The sequence below is a fragment of the Bacillus sp. ISO11 genome, assembly GCF_003458115.1.
Taxonomy (GTDB): Bacteria; Bacillota; Bacilli; order Bacillales; family Bacillaceae_G; genus Bacillus_A; species Bacillus_A cereus.
This window is the reverse complement of sequence record NZ_QXCO01000001.1, coordinates 1-15,394: the sequence shown is the minus strand read 5'-3', so window position 1 is coordinate 15,394 and position 15,394 is coordinate 1. Positions and strand designations below refer to the sequence as shown.

Here is a 15,394-nt window from a genome sequence, read left to right as displayed (position 1 = left end):
ACTATAATCAAATTCCTTGGTTTTTATATGTGGATTTCTTACAATGAAATATAAGAGATATCTTATTTTCTATAGAAGAGGTGTTAGTAGTGGCAAAAATATTAGTAGCGGGAAAAATTCCGGAAATTGGATTAGAACTATTAAAAGATCATGATGTAGAAATGTACGATAAAGAGGAGTTAATTTCTATAGATGAATTAACAGAGCGTGTAAAAGATAAAGATGCATTGTTAAGTTTACTTTCGACAAAGGTGCCAAAAGAAGTTATTGATGCAGCGCCTCATTTAAAGATTGTTGCAAACTATGGTGCTGGTTACGACAATATTGATTACAAGTATGCGGGCGAAAAAGGAATTGCAGTTACGAATACACCGAAAGTATCAACGGAAGCGACTGCAGAATTAACATTTGCACTTCTTTTAGCAGCGGCGCGTAGAATTCCTGAAGGGGATACGTTATGTCGTACGACTGGATTTAACGGATGGGCACCGTTATTTTTCTTAGGACGAGAAGTTCATGGTAAGACAATCGGAATTATAGGTCTTGGAGAAATCGGGAAGGCTGTTGCAAAACGTGCGAAAGCATTTGGAATGGATGTTTTATATACAGGGCCAAATCGTAAGCTTGAAGCTGAAAGTGAGCTGGGGGCAACGTATGTGATGTTGGAAGAATTATTACAAACAGCAGACTTTATTACAATTAACTGTGCTTATAATCCAAATTTACATCATATGATTGATGAAGAGCAGTTTAAAATGATGAAGAAAACAGCGTATATTGTAAATGCTTCACGTGGACCAATTATGAATGAAGCAGCACTTGCTCATGCATTAAAAACGAATGAAATTGAAGGAGCAGCTCTTGACGTGTTTGAATTTGAACCGAAAATTACAGAAGAGTTAAAAGAATTAAAGAATGTAGTACTTGCTCCACACGTAGGGAATGCAACATTTGAAACTCGTGATGCGATGGCTGAAATGGCTGTCAGAAATATTTTAGCTGTATTAAACGGCGAAGAGCCAGTAACACCTGTAAATCAAAAGGTATTAGTTACAAAATAAAAAGAAACCTTCCGGACTCGGAAGGTTTTCTTATTTTTCTTTATTCGCTTTTTTAGACGGTCTTTGTCTAATGAATTGAGATAACATGTACAAAATATATAGTGGAATGGCAATAAATAAGAAAACAGAAAAATTTCCAAATCCTGTTTGATACATTGTAATAATGATTCCAACTAAAAATAGTGTAATAATGATGCTATATCGTGGAATTGGTACATCTTTTAAACTTGGGATACGAATGCGGCTCACCATTAAAAATGCGAACGTTACAAATACGGTAATAAGAACGATTTTTGGAATGGTATGTGAAAATAATGTTAAGAAAGCAACAAGCCCTCCCGCTGCTGTAATCGGTACTCCAGTGAAATATTTCATTGAAGTAGAAGATGGTGTTACATTAAATCGTGCTAAACGATATGCTCCGAAAAGAGGGAATAATCCCGCTATGTATAATCCGATGATTCCGTAGTTTGAGAAAGATGTGTAATACATTAAAACAGCTGGTGCTGCACCAAATGTTACGACATCTGCAAGCGAGTCGAGCTCTTTTCCCATTTGTGAATCAACACGTAATAAACGAGCAACACGACCATCAAGACTATCTAACATCATCCCGATAAGTACTAAAATAGCAGCTGATTTATAATATCCTAAAGATGCATAGCCGATTGATAAAAATCCGCTATATAAATTTCCGAGCGTAAATAAGTTTGGAATAGCTGCTCTATACAAAATCTGATCCCTTGCTTTCTGTAATAAATTCTTAATTAGTGTATGAAAGTTTACTTATTTTATCATACCATAAATTTATTCCTCATACGAAAGAAATTACCAATTTGTGAAAGATTTCATAGAAGGATGGTTTGAAAATTAAGTGAAAATAAAAAGAGGAAGCAACTTGTATAAAGTTGCTTCCTTTACTATTCAAATTTCGTTGTCATCGTTCCAGTTTTATATCGATTATTAGGATCGAAGCGTAATAAATCTCCATAAATTAATTTATCGGAGAGTTTTAATTCTGTTTTTGCTTTTTCAATATACGGCTGACATAGCGTCATGTCAGCTTCTTCACCCGTACTTCTTTTGTAGCACATATTTTTTGTATAAACATACTCTTCAGAAACAAAGCTACCATCACGCATTACCATAAGCGGGTCTTTCTCTTTAATAAATAAGTCAGTTCCAAATTCAACGGATTTATTTGTTTTAATACCAAGTAAATGAAGGAGCGTTGGCTTAATATCAATTTGACCGGATACTTTAGAAACAACTTTTCCTTCTTGGCCAGGCACATGAATAATAAGAGGGACTCGTTGTAATTGCATAGAATCGAATGGTGTAATAGTATCTTTTCCTAGGAACTGTGCCATAGCTGCGTTATGGTTTTCGGAAATACCGTAATGATCACCATAGATGACAATAACGGAATTATCATACAATCCTTCTTCTTTTAATTGTTTAATAAATAATTTAAGAGCTTCATCTGTGTAACGAACAGTTGGGAAGTAGCGGTTTACAACACCACTTTCCGAGTTGAATTCATCAACATATTGATCTTCCGGATTTAGAAGAAATGGAAAATGATTTGTTAATGTAATAAATTTTGTATAGAACGGTTGCGGTAAAGATTTTAACTTTGGAATAGATTGTTCAAAGAACTCTCTATCTTTTAATCCCCAACCGACAGACATTTGCTCCGTTCCTGCGTAATCATTTAAATTAAAGTAACGATCATATCCAAGCGCAGGATACATTACATCCTGATTCCAAAACGTTTTATCATTTGAATGGAAGACGGCAGAAGAATATCCGTATTTCTTTAATTGTTCTGGTGTCGCTGTGTATTCATTTGTTGCATGAGTAAAGAATACAGAACCACGATCTAGCGGATAAAGTGAGTTTTCAACGATAAATTCAGCATCAGAAGTTTTACCTTGTCCAGTTTGATGATAGAAGTTATCGAAATAGAAACTATCCTTAATAAATTCATTTAAAAATGGTGTAATTTCTTTTCCATTTATTTTTTTATTAATAACAAAGCTTTGTGTAGATTCCATTGAAATTAAAATTACATTTTTACCTTTTGCAGCTCCAAATAAGTTTTTATCAACTTGTTTGTCTTTTGAGTCTGTATAGTTTTTAATTTCAGAAAACCCATCCCCACTTGCAAATACACGCTCAGCTGAGGACTTGGATTGAAGCGTAATATCAAATAGATGATATGTGTATAAACCTAAATTCTTCACGACAGTTTGACGGTCAAATGAGCGTGAGAACATTTGTGGTTTATAAATAACTGATACAACAATTTGTAGTGCTAATAAAGCTGTTACACCGCTAAAGAAAGTTCGCTTCTCTGAGCGGGAAAGTGGTGTTTTGTCGCCAAATGACGGGAATTTACGCGAAATAAACATTAAAATAATTGCATCTGCAAATAAAAGTAATGTTTTGTACGTAAAGAGTTCTTTTATACTTGTCCCTAAATCAGCCATATTGTTTGTTTGGAATAAAACCGGGAAAGTAACGAAATCGTTATAGAACCCATAAAACATTGCGTTTCCAAATAAAATAAATGACAGTATAAAACTGATTCCAATTATAATTCGGTTTCGGTGCTTAGATGCAAGTAAAGCTAAGCCGAAAAATAAAAGTAACGCAGCTAGTGGATTGATAAAAAGCATGAATTCTTCAAAGAAATTATCAATTTTAATATCAAATGCTAGCTTGTACACAATATATGTTTTAATCCATAGTAAAACGACTGCAACGAGTGCAAATCGCAGTTTTGGAAACAGATGTTGTAGCATAATATACTCCTCTCCTAAAAAGCATGACAGTTCTTGAGAGTCAGTTTGCTTAACGACTCATTTTATATATACGAACAGTCCTTTGTTATTATGATTATTATACTATGAGTATCATTATACGAAAATAAAAGAAGGTTGTGGGCTTTTTTATAATAATCGAGTAGAAAAAGAGTGGTGGGAGACAATAAAACAGAATTTCTATGTATGATAATTATCGTACGCAGAAAGAATCGCGTGATAATACGGAGGTTATAATGCGAAAATTATTATATTTTATAGCATGCAGTAGTGTTATACTTTTTACTTCACCGAGTGTGTCAGTAGCCCAATATGATGCACCTCTTATGGAAGATGCACTTTATTCTGTTTTATTTCCAAAAATAAATAAAGCAATTGAAAAACAATATGGAAGTTTGAAACCTTATCAATGTCCTAAAATTATTAGTTTAAAAAAAGTGTATAGCGGTACATATTTATTTCAAGCAAGTATTGAAGTGACAAAGTATGAACGTGTTGCTGGGAAAATTGCTCCACCATTTGAGAAGGTAACGATTACATTTAATAACGAAGAAGGCGAATGGGAAGTAACAAAGGTATTAGTAAAGCGCTTACCAGACGATACGAAATTAAACTGCAAAAAAACAATATAAAAAATTGTTTGACAAATAAAATGGTCCTTTGGTATTGTTAATAGCAACAATTAGATGTTTGAAAATTAAATAGACTTACCTCATCTACTCTCAAAGGTAGAGGCCGCGATAGGAAAGAGTAAGCTATGGGAGATTTAATGGAATCTGTGATCATAGGTTGAAAGGGACTATTGCCGAAATATAAGAATAACCATCTTATTCATATATTGGGACTGCATTGAATAAATGTAGTACTGTCATAAGATTTATTTTATGGAGAGCTATTTGGAGATGTTGATGCGGTTTCTTATTTTGAGGAGATAACAACTCGTTTATTTTTTCAATATATATTTTTCCTAATAAGAAACGCGTGTGAACATTGTTCCGCGCGTTTTTTGTCTATCTAAAAGCGTGCTGCAATGAATAGAAGATTGGGGTTATGAGTTTTAGAGGAAATAAGGGAGGAATTTAAATGTATTTACACGGCACAAGCCGAATTAATGGGCAAGGACACTTAGAAATTGGAGGGTGCGATACGACGCAGCTAGCAAAGCAATACGGAACACCACTTTATGTATACGATGAAGAGTCTATTCGAGGAAAATGCCGAGCATTTCATCGTGCTTTTAAAGAAAGTGGTTTCTCTTATCAAGTAGCATATGCAAGCAAGGCGTTCTTGTGCATGGAGATGTGCCGAGTAGCTCGTGAAGAGAATATGTCATTAGACGTTGTCTCTGGGGGAGAATTATATACTGCGCTCCAAGCAGGATTTCCGGCATCACGTATTCATTTTCATGGAAATAATAAAACAGAAGAAGAAATAGTGATGGCTCTTCAGGCGAATATCGGTTGTTTTGTCGTAGATAACTTCTTTGAATTAGAAGTTTTACACGATTTAGCGATGCAACATGGGAAATTTGTGAACATATTAATTCGTGTAACGCCTGGAGTAGAGGCGCACACACATGAATATATTACGACAGGCCAAGATGATTCGAAATTTGGATTTGGCGTTTCAAACGGTCAAGCGATGCAGGCAATTAGATTTGCTGTACAAAAATCCAATTATAATGTGCTAGGGATCCATTCACATATTGGATCGCAAATATTTGAAACAGCTGGTTTTGTTCGAGCGATTGAAGTTCTTCGCCAATTTTTAGAAGAAGTGAGAGAGCAAACAAACTATGTAGTAAAAGTGTTGAATGTAGGCGGGGGATTTGGAATACGCTACACAGAGTCGGATACACCATTAACTCTTGAGACATATGTGCGAGCTGTAACAAGTGCAGTGAGAGAACAATTTACTGTACGTGAATATCCATTGCCAGAAATATGGATTGAACCAGGCCGTAGCATTGTAGGTGATGCTGGGACAACACTTTATACAGTTGGATCTGTGAAAGATATTCCTGGTATTCGGAAATATGTATCAGTCGATGGTGGAATGACAGATAATTTAAGACCTGCTTTATATAGCGCGCGTTATGAAGCGATGTTAGCGAATCGAGGGAATGATGAGAATGAGGAACTCGTTTCGATTGCCGGGAAATGCTGTGAGAGTGGAGACATGTTGATTTGGGATATTCATTTACCGAAAGTCGCTGCTTCTGATTTACTAGCAGTTTCCTGTACAGGAGCATACGGGTACTCGATGGCGAATAATTACAATCGGATTCGAAGACCAGCCGTTGTCTTTGCAAAAGGCGGAACATCGCAAGTAGTTGTGGAACGCGAAACATATGAAAATATTATTGGGAACGATCGCATACGTATTAAAGAACTTGTCTAAATAGGAAAAGGAGTTGTTCGTATGGGCAATTCCTTTTTTATAAAATAAAATAATTAAAATATATCGGAAAACTAGGATTGAAAAAAATCAGAATTGTGATAAAATACAAATACAAAGCTTATCAAGAGAAGCGGAGGGAACTGGCCCGAAGAAGCTCGGCAACCTGCTTATAGAAAGCAAGGTGCTAAATCCAGCAAAATGGGATCCATTTTGAAAGATAAGGTAAAATATATTACCGAACAGTCTTTTCGAAATGGGAAAGATTTTTTTTATGAATAAAAAGGGGGGGCTGTTCGCGTGAGTGTACGGGAACATTTTGATGAAGTATCCGAGAAGATTGAAGCGATGCTTGCTGATATGAAATATGGTTCAATTACAATTGTTGTGCAAGATGGAAAAGTAATTCAGTTAGAGAAAAGTGAAAAAGTACGTTTAAAGTGAAAAGCGCTGACTAGAAAAACTAGAGGCGGTTTTAACCTATTTTCATTAGGTTAAAACCGTCTTTTTGCTTTTACAGGGGGAAAAAACATGTTGACGTATGAAACGTGGGAAGAAAATGTTGTTTCATTTTCGGAAGAAGACGAAACAAAAGGCGCGCTATCAGTATTAAAGTGGGCTTATGGAGAGTATAAAGATGAAATTGTCTACGCATGTAGCTTTGGGGTGGAAGGTATGGTATTGCTGCACCTTATAAACCAAGTAAATCCATATGCTAAAGTCGTATTTTTGGATACAAATGTTCATTTTCAAGAAACGTATGAATTAATTCGGAAAGTGCGGGAAAGATTTCCTTCATTGAATATTATAGAAAAACAGCCAGAACTTACACTTGATGAACAGGCGAAGTTGCATGGTGAAAAACTGTGGGAGAGCAATCCGAATCTTTGTTGTAAGATTAGAAAAATTTTACCTTTAGAAAAATCATTAGTAGTGGAAAAAGCATGGATATCAGGCTTAAGAAGGGAACAATCAGAAACACGTAAGCATACAAAGTTTATAAATCAAGATCATCGTTTTCAATCTATTAAAGTTTGTCCACTCATTCATTGGACGTGGAAAGAAGTTTGGCGATATGTATACAAACATAGCTTGCCGTATAACCCGTTGCATGATATTGGTTATCCAAGTATTGGGTGTGAGAAATGTACGTTACCTGTTGGGGATGGTGGCGATTCAAGAGATGGTAGATGGGCTGGAAAAGTGAAAACTGAATGTGGTCTTCATTACCAATAAGATGAATCTTGAAATAAAGCTAAGAGAGGATATAGAAAAATGAGCATAGTAAACGAATTAGTAAACCGTATAGATGAGGCATATGACGTATCACAAATTGAAAAAGAAATTAAGTTAGACAATATTGCGTTAAGTGATTTAGAACTATTGGCGACAGGTGGATATAGCCCCCTTACTGGTTTTTTAGGGAAGGAAGATTATGATTCAGTCATAGAAACGCTTCGTTTAGCAAATGGTAGTGTGTGGAGTATACCGATTACATTACCGGTAACAGAAAAAGTCGCAGAAAGCCTGAAGGTTGGAGAGGAAGTAAAGCTTGTCAACAATGGAAATATATACGGTGTCATTCAAATAGAAGATATTTTTGTACCAGATAAAGAAAAAGAAGCGTTACTTGTATATAAAACAACGGATGAGGCTCATCCAGGAGTGGAAAAATTATATGAACGACCAAACGTTTACGTTGGAGGAACTATTATTCTAACAAAACGCTTTGAAAATAATCAATTTCCTTCTTATCATTTAGACCCAATTGAAACGAGGGAAGAATTTAAAAAACGTGGGTGGAAAACAGTGGTCGGATTTCAAACGAGAAACCCGGTACATCGTGCCCATGAGTATATTCAAAAATCTGCTCTTGAAATTGTAGATGGTCTCTTTTTAAATCCGCTCGTCGGAGAAACGAAATCGGATGATATTCCTGCTGATGTAAGAATGGAAAGCTATAAAGTACTCCTTCAAAACTATTATCCGAAAAATCGTGTCTTTTTAAGTGTATTTCCTGCTGCCATGCGTTACGCAGGACCAAGGGAAGCGATATTTCATGCGTTAGTAAGAAAGAATTTTGGATGTACCCACTTTATAGTAGGGCGTGATCATGCTGGAGTAGGAGATTATTACGGAACGTATGAAGCGCAAGAAATTTTCACAAATTTTACGATAGAAGAGTTAGGAATTACACCACTATTCTTTGAACATAGTTTTTACTGCACGAAATGTGAAGCGATGGCTTCAACGAAAACATGTCCGCACGGAAAAGAAGATCATGTTATTTTATCGGGTACAAAAGTAAGAGAATTATTAAGAAACGGTGAGATTCCGCCGAGTACATTTAGTCGTAAAGAAGTAGTGGAAGTACTAATTAAAGGATTGAAAAAAGCAGTAGTAACAGAATAGGGAGAGAACGAGATGGATACGAATATTACTTGGCATACAGCGTCGGTTTCAAAAGATGAGAGAAGAGCGAAGAATGGACATCACAGTTTTGTAATTTGGTTTACTGGTTTATCAGCTTCGGGTAAATCTACAGTAGCGAATGCGGTCGCTCGTAAACTGTTTGAAAAGAATATTGGAAATTATGTGCTGGATGGGGATAACATTCGTCACGGTTTAAATAAAGACTTAGGATTTTCTGAAAGTGATCGCATGGAAAATATAAGACGTATTGGCGAAGTGGCAAAGTTATTTGTCGATCAAGGAACAGTTGTCCTTACAGCATTTATTTCACCATTTCGAGTAGACCGTAAACAAGTAAGAGATTTATTAGCGGCAGATGAATTTATTGAAATTTTTGTGAAGTGTCCGATTGAAGAGTGTGAGAAACGAGATCCGAAAGGGCTTTATAAAAAGGCAAGAAAAGGTGACATTAAGGATTTCACAGGTATTGATTCGCCTTATGAAGAGCCAGCACAAGCGGAATTAATTGTAGAAACGCACAAATATTCTATTGCAGAATGTGCGGAACAAATCGTGAAGTATTTACAAGAGCGTAGTTTTATATAGGGGGATAAACAATGAGTTATGAAAAAGTATGGGCTAACAATGAAAAATTAAATCAGACGGAGAAAAATAAATTAGAAAAAGATGGCTTAGAAATTTTTAATGATATTCCTTACTATGCGGAAAATGGATTCGAATCTATTCCGAAAGAAGAGTGGGATGCCTTTAAATGGGCAGGATTGTATTTACAACGTCCAAAAGAAGCTGGTTATTTTATGATGCGGGTAAATATTCCGTCAGGGATTATTACAAATGCACAGGCAGAAGTGCTTGCTTCTATCGCTGAAGATTATGGACGTGATGTAATAGATATTACGACGAGACAAGCGATTCAGTTTCACTGGTTAGAAATTCAGCAAATTCCAGATATTTTTAATAGATTAGCAAGAGTTGGGTTATCTTCAGCGGGGGCTTGTGGTGATATAACGCGTAATATTACAGGTAATCCGCTTGCTGGCATTGATGCAAATGAATTATTTGATACAACGCATATTGTAAAAGAAGTATACGATTACTTCCAGCATAATGAAGAGTTTTCTAATTTACCACGTAAATTTAAAATGTCTATTAGTTCTAATATTTATAACTCAGCAAACGCAGAGATTAACTGTGTTGCATTTACACCTGCTACGAAAGAAATAGATGGTGAGAAAAAAGTTGGTTTTCATATAAAAGTAGGTGGAGGATTATCAGCCCGTCCGTATTTAGCTGATGAATTAGATGTATTCGTTTTACCAGAAGAAGTGAAGGCGGTGGCGATTGCGATTGCTACTATATTCCGTGATTTTGGATATCGTGAAAAACGTCATTTAGCTCGGTTGAAATTTCTTGTTGCGGACTGGGGAGCAGAGAAATTTAAAGAGAAACTAATAGAGTATACAGGGCCTTTACAAAGTAAAGGGGAAAGTGCACTCAAAGGATGGAATGCAGGCTATTTTTATGGTGTTCAAGACCAAAAACAAGAGGGATTAAAATATGTAGGTTTTAATGTACCGGTAGGTCGTTTACATGCAGAAGAAATGTTTGAGATTGCAAGAATCGCAAAGCAATATGGAAATGGACAAATTCGTACATGTAACTCGCAAAACTTCATTATTCCGAACGTTCCTCCGGAAAATGTAAAAGGATTACTTAGTGAACCGCTGTTTGAAGCGATATCTGCTAGCCCGAAATCATTTATTGGTCATGCGGTTTCATGTACCGGTATTGAATATTGTAATCTTGCACTAGTAGAAACGAAAGAAAGATTACGAAAAATTGCAGAATACTTAGATACACAAATTGCACTCGATGTTCCAGTTCGAATTCATATGGTAGGCTGCCCGAATTCATGTGGTCAACGTCAAATTGCTGACATTGGGTTACAAGGTGTGAAAATGAAAACGAAGGAAAAAGGCATTGTTGAAGCGTTTGAAATATACGTAGGTGGAACATTATTAGATGGCGGTGCCTACAATCAAAAGTTAAAAGGAAAAATAGATGGCGAGGATCTACCTGATGTACTCGCATCATTTATAAGTTATTTCAAAGAGAATAAATTACCAGCTGAAACATTTTATGATTTTGTAGGTCGTGTTGGTGTAGATACATTACAAATAGCGTTAAATAACGTGCTAGAAGAAGTAATAGCGTCTTAGGAGGGACGATATGGATTTATATCGATTTGAAGCTGTGTTAGTAAATAGTATTGTTCCGATTGTTGTTGTTGCTCAAAGTGAAGAACAGGCATTTAAGCTTGCGGAGATTGAGCTTGAAAAGCATTTTTTACCGTTGCCAGAGGTAAAAGAGATTTCTTTGTTTGAAAAAAAGAAGATTCGAAAAGGTGCGGCATTTGTTATCCATGAGTAGAGATCAGTAATACGAAAAAATAAAAACTTCCATTCTTATATACGAATGGAAGTTTCATTTTAATAGAAGAAATGAGGAGAGATGATGGGAAAGGTTTATATTGTTGGAGCGGGTCCTGGCGATCCAGATTTAATTACTGTTAAAGGGTTGAAATGTATTGAGAAGGCAGATGTTATTTTATACGACCGACTTGTGAATAAAGAGCTGCTTTCACACGCAAAGCCTGACGCGGATTTAATTTATTGCGGAAAACTCCCGAATTATCACACGATGAAGCAAGAGACAATTAACACGTTTCTTATTAAGTATGCGAAAAAAGGAAAAGTTGTAACGAGGCTTAAGGGCGGCGATCCATTTGTGTTTGGTAGAGGGGGAGAAGAAGCTGAAGCATTAGCAAAGCAAGGTGTACCATTTGAAATCATTCCTGGTATTTCAGCTGGAATAGCTGCTCCTGCTTATGCGGGCATTCCAGTGACGCACCGTGATGCAAGTGCAAGTTTTGCTATTGTGACTGGGCATAGGAAAGAAGGTGCTGAAGAAGAAGTGAAATGGGAGAGTTTAGCGAAAGGTGTAGAGACTTTAGCGGTATATATGGGGGTTAGTAATTTGCCCTACATATGTGAGCAACTTATGAAGCATGGAAAAGATAAAAGTACGCCAGCTGCTATTATTGAGCAGGGGACGACGTCTATGCAACGCACAGTTGTTGGAACGTTAGGGACAATTGTAGATGTTGCGAAAAAAGAGCAAATTCAAAATCCGAGCATGATTGTAATTGGAGAAGTTGTCCGTTTTAGAGAAAAAATTCATTGGTTTGAGAAGCAGACAGAAAATGCTTATCAAGTAAGTGGAGTGTTGTAAAATGAAAGCCGTCTTATATATATGTCATGGAAGTCGTTTGAAGACAGCGAAAGAAGAGGCGATTCAATTTATTACATCGTGTATGAACCGTATAGAAGCGACTATTCAAGAAGTTTGTTTTTTAGAGTTAGCGAATCCTTCTATTGAAGATGGTTTTCGTACATGTGTGGAGCGTGGGGCCACGGAGATTATTGCTATCCCTGTTTTTTTATTAGCGGCAGGGCATGTAAAAAAAGATATCCCTTTTGAATTGGAAAAGTTAACTAATCAATTTTCGGATGTTAAAGTGACCTATGGTAATCCGTTTGGTGTATCAGAAACACTTGTTAAATCGGTGTATAGCGGAAGTGGCATCGAACAGGAAGATAAAAATGAAGTGACGTTACTTCTTGTTGCAAGAGGGAGCAGTGATCCTGAAGTATTAAGAGATATAAACTGGATTGCTTCTTTATTTCAAACAAAAGAGAAGGTTAAAAAAGTAGAAGTTTGTTATTTAGCGGCTGCAGAGCCAAAATTTGAGGAGAAGTTAAAGGAAGTTGTAGAACAAAAAGAAAAGAACATCGTTGTACTGCCTTACTTGTTATTTACAGGTTTACTTATGAAACATATTGAGAAAGAAGTGCGCCAATATGAATTGGGAGAGATAAAAATCAGTCCATATTTAGGGAAGAATGAAGCGTTTCAAGATATGTTAATTCAGAAAACGACGGAGTTATTGAAAGGAGATCAGTATGTATCCACTTACAGTGCGAGTTAATGAGAAACGCGTTGTTGTTATTGGTGGGGGAAAAGTTGCAGGATTTAAAATTATTCCTTTACTCAAACAGGGTGCGGATATAGTTGTGATAAGTCCAGAATTAGATGCGAATTTAGTAAAACTTGTGGAAGAAAAGAAAATTCGTTGGTATCAAAGAGAATATGAGAAAAGTGATATTAAAAGTGCTTTTTTAGTTGTTGCAGCGAGTAGTGATTCAATATTAAATGAACAAGTTGCTGAAGATGCCGCCGAGAATCAATTAGTAAATGTTATTACAAATCCAGAAAGTGGTAATGTTCATTTTCCGGCAGCAATTCATCGTGGTTTACTTAATATAGCAGTTTCTACTGGGGGAGCGAGCCCTAAGCTCGCAAAAAAAATTCGAGATGAGGTTGCAAATAAATATGATGAGACATATGAATCCTATTTAGATTTTTTATATGAAGTAAGGGTGAAGTTAAAAGATTTACAGTTAGAAAAGAGGGAACGAAATATATTGCTCCAAGAAGTGTTGAAATCAGTATATGTGCAAAACGAGGGGAAAAGAGAAAGTTTTTTACGAGAATTAGAGGAAAAGATTTTAAAATAATAAAAGATAAAGTGCGCTTTACAAATATAAAAATATAATTTATAATCACAAGTAACTTCAATAGATGAAATCGATGAGCAAGAAGAGTACGTATATTTGATGCGTTCAGAGAGCTGGGGTTAGGTGGGAGCCCGGTACGATAAAATATACAGAATGGGCTTGCGAGAGGTATGTTGAACATTGTAGTAGGCAACCCGGGTTCCGCCGTTAAAAGGATAGAGTATCGGAATTATTCCTGTACTTGAACAAGTGGGATTTATCAATCCAATTGAGGTGGTACCACGGTATTTACATTACATATATCGTCCTCTACATGCATATTTGCGTGTAGGGGACTTTTTTATTTTCTAAAGGAGGTGTGCGAGTATGAAATGAAAGTGTATAATTAACAAAAGTTTAAATATTCAGAAAAGGAGAATTTATGATGAAAGAAACACAGCAATGGACGTCGAAAATAGGCTTTGTACTCGCAGCAGCCGGAGCCGCAGTAGGTCTTGGTGCGATATGGAAATTTCCATATGTTGCAGGTAATGGCGGGGGAGGCGCATTCTTCCTTGTATTTTTACTATTAACTTTATTTATAGGTATGCCTCTTCTAATAGCGGAGTTTGTTATTGGACGTAGCACGCAAAAAGAGGCGGTTACAGCTTATAAAGTACTAGTGCCAAATAGCAAAGTATATCCTTGGATTGGTCGTATGGGAGTTGTTACTTGTTTTAGTGTACTATCTTTTTATAGTGTTGTAGGTGGATGGATTTTACTTTATTTATATTATAGTGTGACAGGAAGTTTCTGGAATGGAGCAGCTGATTATGGACAATTGTTCGGTGAAACGATTTCAAATCCATTAAGTGCGATTGGAGCACAATTTATCTTTATGCTTTGTACGATTTTTGTTGTAAGTAAAGGTGTAGAGAAAGGTATAGAAAAGGCAAGTAAGTACATGATGCCGCTATTATTTATTTTATTTATTGCGATTATTGTTCGTGCGTTAACACTCGATGGTGCTTTTGCTGGAGTAGAGTTCTTCTTAAAGCCAGATTTTTCAAAGCTTACAGCAGATACGATTTTATACGCGATGGGACAATCTTTCTTCTCACTAACAGTAGGTGCCTCAGTAATGGTCACGTATAGTTCGTATTTAAAGAAAGAGGAACATTTAGCGAAATCAGCAACATCTATTGTAAGTTTAACTGTTTTTGTTACAGTACTTGCAGGATTAGCAATTTTCCCAGCGATTTTCGCATTAGGAGTAAAACCAACTGAAGGACCAGGATTACTGTTTATCGTCCTTCCAGCAGTATTTGCAAAAATACCATTTGGTCAATTTTTCTTTATTATGTTTTTAATTTTATTCTTCTTTGCGACTTTAACATCAGCAATTTCAATGCTTGAAATTGTAGTAGCATCTGTTGCGAAAGGTAATGAGAAGAAGCGTCCGTCAGCATCATTATTAATCGGTATTCTTATTTTTGCAGTCGGTATTCCATCAGCTTTATCATTTGGGATTATGAGTGACGTGAAAATATTCGGGAAAACATTCTTTGATTTAGTTGACTTTTCGGTAAGTAACGTATTGCTGCCGTTAGGAGTACTAGCTATTTCATTATTTGTACCAAATAAAATGAGTAAAGAGTTATTGATGAAAGAATTAGAAGTGACGGAAACGAAGGGGAAAACGTTATTTAATATTTGGTTCTTCTTACTTCGTTATGTTATTCCGGTAACTGTAATAATTGTATTTTTAAATGCGATAGGTGTATTTAAAATGTTTGCATAAAAAAAGGCGGGGATCTGGTCATCTCCCTGTCAAGTAGACAGTAATAAAAAGAGTATTATGCCACGGCCTTTTCCCGATATTCTATCGGGGAAAGGCCGTGAAGTTTTTCTTGGAATCTTTCTGTATTATAAAATTGAATATATTCTTGAATTGCTCGGTAGGCCATTTCATATGTTTTTGGGCACACTAAATACAACTTCTCTGTTTTTAAATGTGAGAAGAATGATTCGATACACGCATTATCAAAACAGTTTCCACGTC

The 15,394-nt window shown here is 36.0% G+C and carries 16 protein-coding genes, 2 riboswitches and 1 other annotated feature; of the genes, 13 read left to right on the top strand and 3 right to left on the bottom strand.

From position 1 onward, the window contains the following. Positions 1 to 89: 89 nt before the first annotated feature. Positions 90 to 1,061 (top strand): NAD(P)-dependent oxidoreductase, encoded by a 972-nt coding sequence (locus D1166_RS00080; RefSeq protein WP_001062829.1) that lies wholly within the window; start codon positions 90 to 92, stop codon positions 1,059 to 1,061. 30 nt (positions 1,062 to 1,091) lie between these two features. Here the strand turns inward: D1166_RS00080 and pssA are convergent, their stop codons facing one another. Together pssA and D1166_RS00070 are read right to left on the bottom strand one after the other, a co-directional pair. Further along, positions 1,092 to 1,793: a CDP-diacylglycerol--serine O-phosphatidyltransferase gene (pssA, locus tag D1166_RS00075; protein ID WP_000285417.1), complete on the bottom strand. Its 702-nt coding sequence runs from the start codon at positions 1,791 to 1,793 to the stop codon at positions 1,092 to 1,094. A gap of 188 nt (positions 1,794 to 1,981) precedes the next feature. Further along, entirely contained in the window at positions 1,982 to 3,868 is a 1,887-nt protein-coding gene (locus tag D1166_RS00070) for an LTA synthase family protein (protein ID WP_118043223.1), read from the bottom strand. Positions 3,869 to 4,122: 254 nt separating this feature from the next. Here D1166_RS00070 and D1166_RS00065 point away from each other — a divergent pair, with 254 nt between their 5' ends. The 12 genes from D1166_RS00065 (at position 4,123) to D1166_RS00010 (ending at position 15,133) form a co-directional block, all read left to right on the top strand. Then, on the top strand, positions 4,123 to 4,518 hold the full coding sequence (locus D1166_RS00065; RefSeq protein ID WP_001228824.1) for a DUF3888 domain-containing protein: 396 nt from the start codon (positions 4,123 to 4,125) through the stop codon (positions 4,516 to 4,518). 89 nt (positions 4,519 to 4,607) lie between these two features. Beyond that, positions 4,608 to 4,789: riboswitch (Lysine riboswitch) on the top strand. A 180-nt stretch (positions 4,790 to 4,969) separates the two neighbouring features. Then, complete coding sequence (gene lysA / locus D1166_RS00060; RefSeq protein WP_097861901.1) at positions 4,970 to 6,286, top strand: diaminopimelate decarboxylase; 1,317 nt, start codon at positions 4,970 to 4,972, stop codon at positions 6,284 to 6,286. Between the two features lie 115 nt (positions 6,287 to 6,401). Continuing rightward, positions 6,402 to 6,510: riboswitch (SAM riboswitch) on the top strand. A 73-nt stretch (positions 6,511 to 6,583) separates the two neighbouring features. Next, positions 6,584 to 6,727: a YezD family protein gene (locus D1166_RS00055; protein ID WP_000116158.1), complete on the top strand. Its 144-nt coding sequence runs from the start codon at positions 6,584 to 6,586 to the stop codon at positions 6,725 to 6,727. Positions 6,728 to 6,814: 87 nt separating this feature from the next. Further along, the gene (locus tag D1166_RS00050) at positions 6,815 to 7,519 is read left to right on the top strand and encodes a phosphoadenylyl-sulfate reductase (RefSeq protein ID WP_000959010.1); all 705 of its coding nucleotides are present in this window, start codon (positions 6,815 to 6,817) and stop codon (positions 7,517 to 7,519) included. Between the two features lie 39 nt (positions 7,520 to 7,558). Next, positions 7,559 to 8,695 (top strand): sulfate adenylyltransferase, encoded by a 1,137-nt coding sequence (sat, locus tag D1166_RS00045; protein ID WP_097861900.1) that lies wholly within the window; start codon positions 7,559 to 7,561, stop codon positions 8,693 to 8,695. Between the two features lie 12 nt (positions 8,696 to 8,707). After that, on the top strand, positions 8,708 to 9,301 hold the full coding sequence (gene cysC / locus D1166_RS00040) for an adenylyl-sulfate kinase (RefSeq protein ID WP_000380492.1): 594 nt from the start codon (positions 8,708 to 8,710) through the stop codon (positions 9,299 to 9,301). Between the two features lie 11 nt (positions 9,302 to 9,312). After that, positions 9,313 to 10,935 (top strand): nitrite/sulfite reductase, encoded by a 1,623-nt coding sequence (locus D1166_RS00035; RefSeq protein WP_000119614.1) that lies wholly within the window; start codon positions 9,313 to 9,315, stop codon positions 10,933 to 10,935. 10 nt (positions 10,936 to 10,945) lie between these two features. Further along, entirely contained in the window at positions 10,946 to 11,146 is a 201-nt protein-coding gene (locus D1166_RS00030; protein ID WP_000366913.1) for a DUF3906 family protein, read from the top strand. An 84-nt stretch (positions 11,147 to 11,230) separates the two neighbouring features. Next, positions 11,231 to 12,007 carry a uroporphyrinogen-III C-methyltransferase gene (cobA, locus tag D1166_RS00025; protein ID WP_000521255.1) on the top strand — a complete coding sequence of 259 codons (777 nt, stop codon included), beginning with the start codon at positions 11,231 to 11,233 and terminating at the stop codon, positions 12,005 to 12,007. 1 nt (position 12,008) lies between these two features. Then, the gene (locus D1166_RS00020) at positions 12,009 to 12,764 is read left to right on the top strand and encodes a sirohydrochlorin chelatase (protein ID WP_097861899.1); all 756 of its coding nucleotides are present in this window, start codon (positions 12,009 to 12,011) and stop codon (positions 12,762 to 12,764) included. Next, positions 12,739 to 13,353 carry an NAD(P)-binding protein gene (locus D1166_RS00015; protein ID WP_097861898.1) on the top strand — a complete coding sequence of 205 codons (615 nt, stop codon included), beginning with the start codon at positions 12,739 to 12,741 and terminating at the stop codon, positions 13,351 to 13,353. Before D1166_RS00020 ends, D1166_RS00015 begins: the two co-directional genes overlap by 26 nt. A 64-nt stretch (positions 13,354 to 13,417) precedes the next feature. Beyond that, positions 13,418 to 13,666, top strand: a binding site (T-box leader). Between the two features lie 111 nt (positions 13,667 to 13,777). After that, positions 13,778 to 15,133 (top strand): sodium-dependent transporter, encoded by a 1,356-nt coding sequence (locus tag D1166_RS00010; protein WP_000665440.1) that lies wholly within the window; start codon positions 13,778 to 13,780, stop codon positions 15,131 to 15,133. A gap of 55 nt (positions 15,134 to 15,188) precedes the next feature. On the opposite strand, the gene D1166_RS00005 is transcribed toward D1166_RS00010, so the two are convergent. Then, positions 15,189 to 15,394 (bottom strand): IS3 family transposase (locus tag D1166_RS00005; protein ID WP_141195368.1); only part of this gene is annotated, 206 nt, incomplete at its 5' end.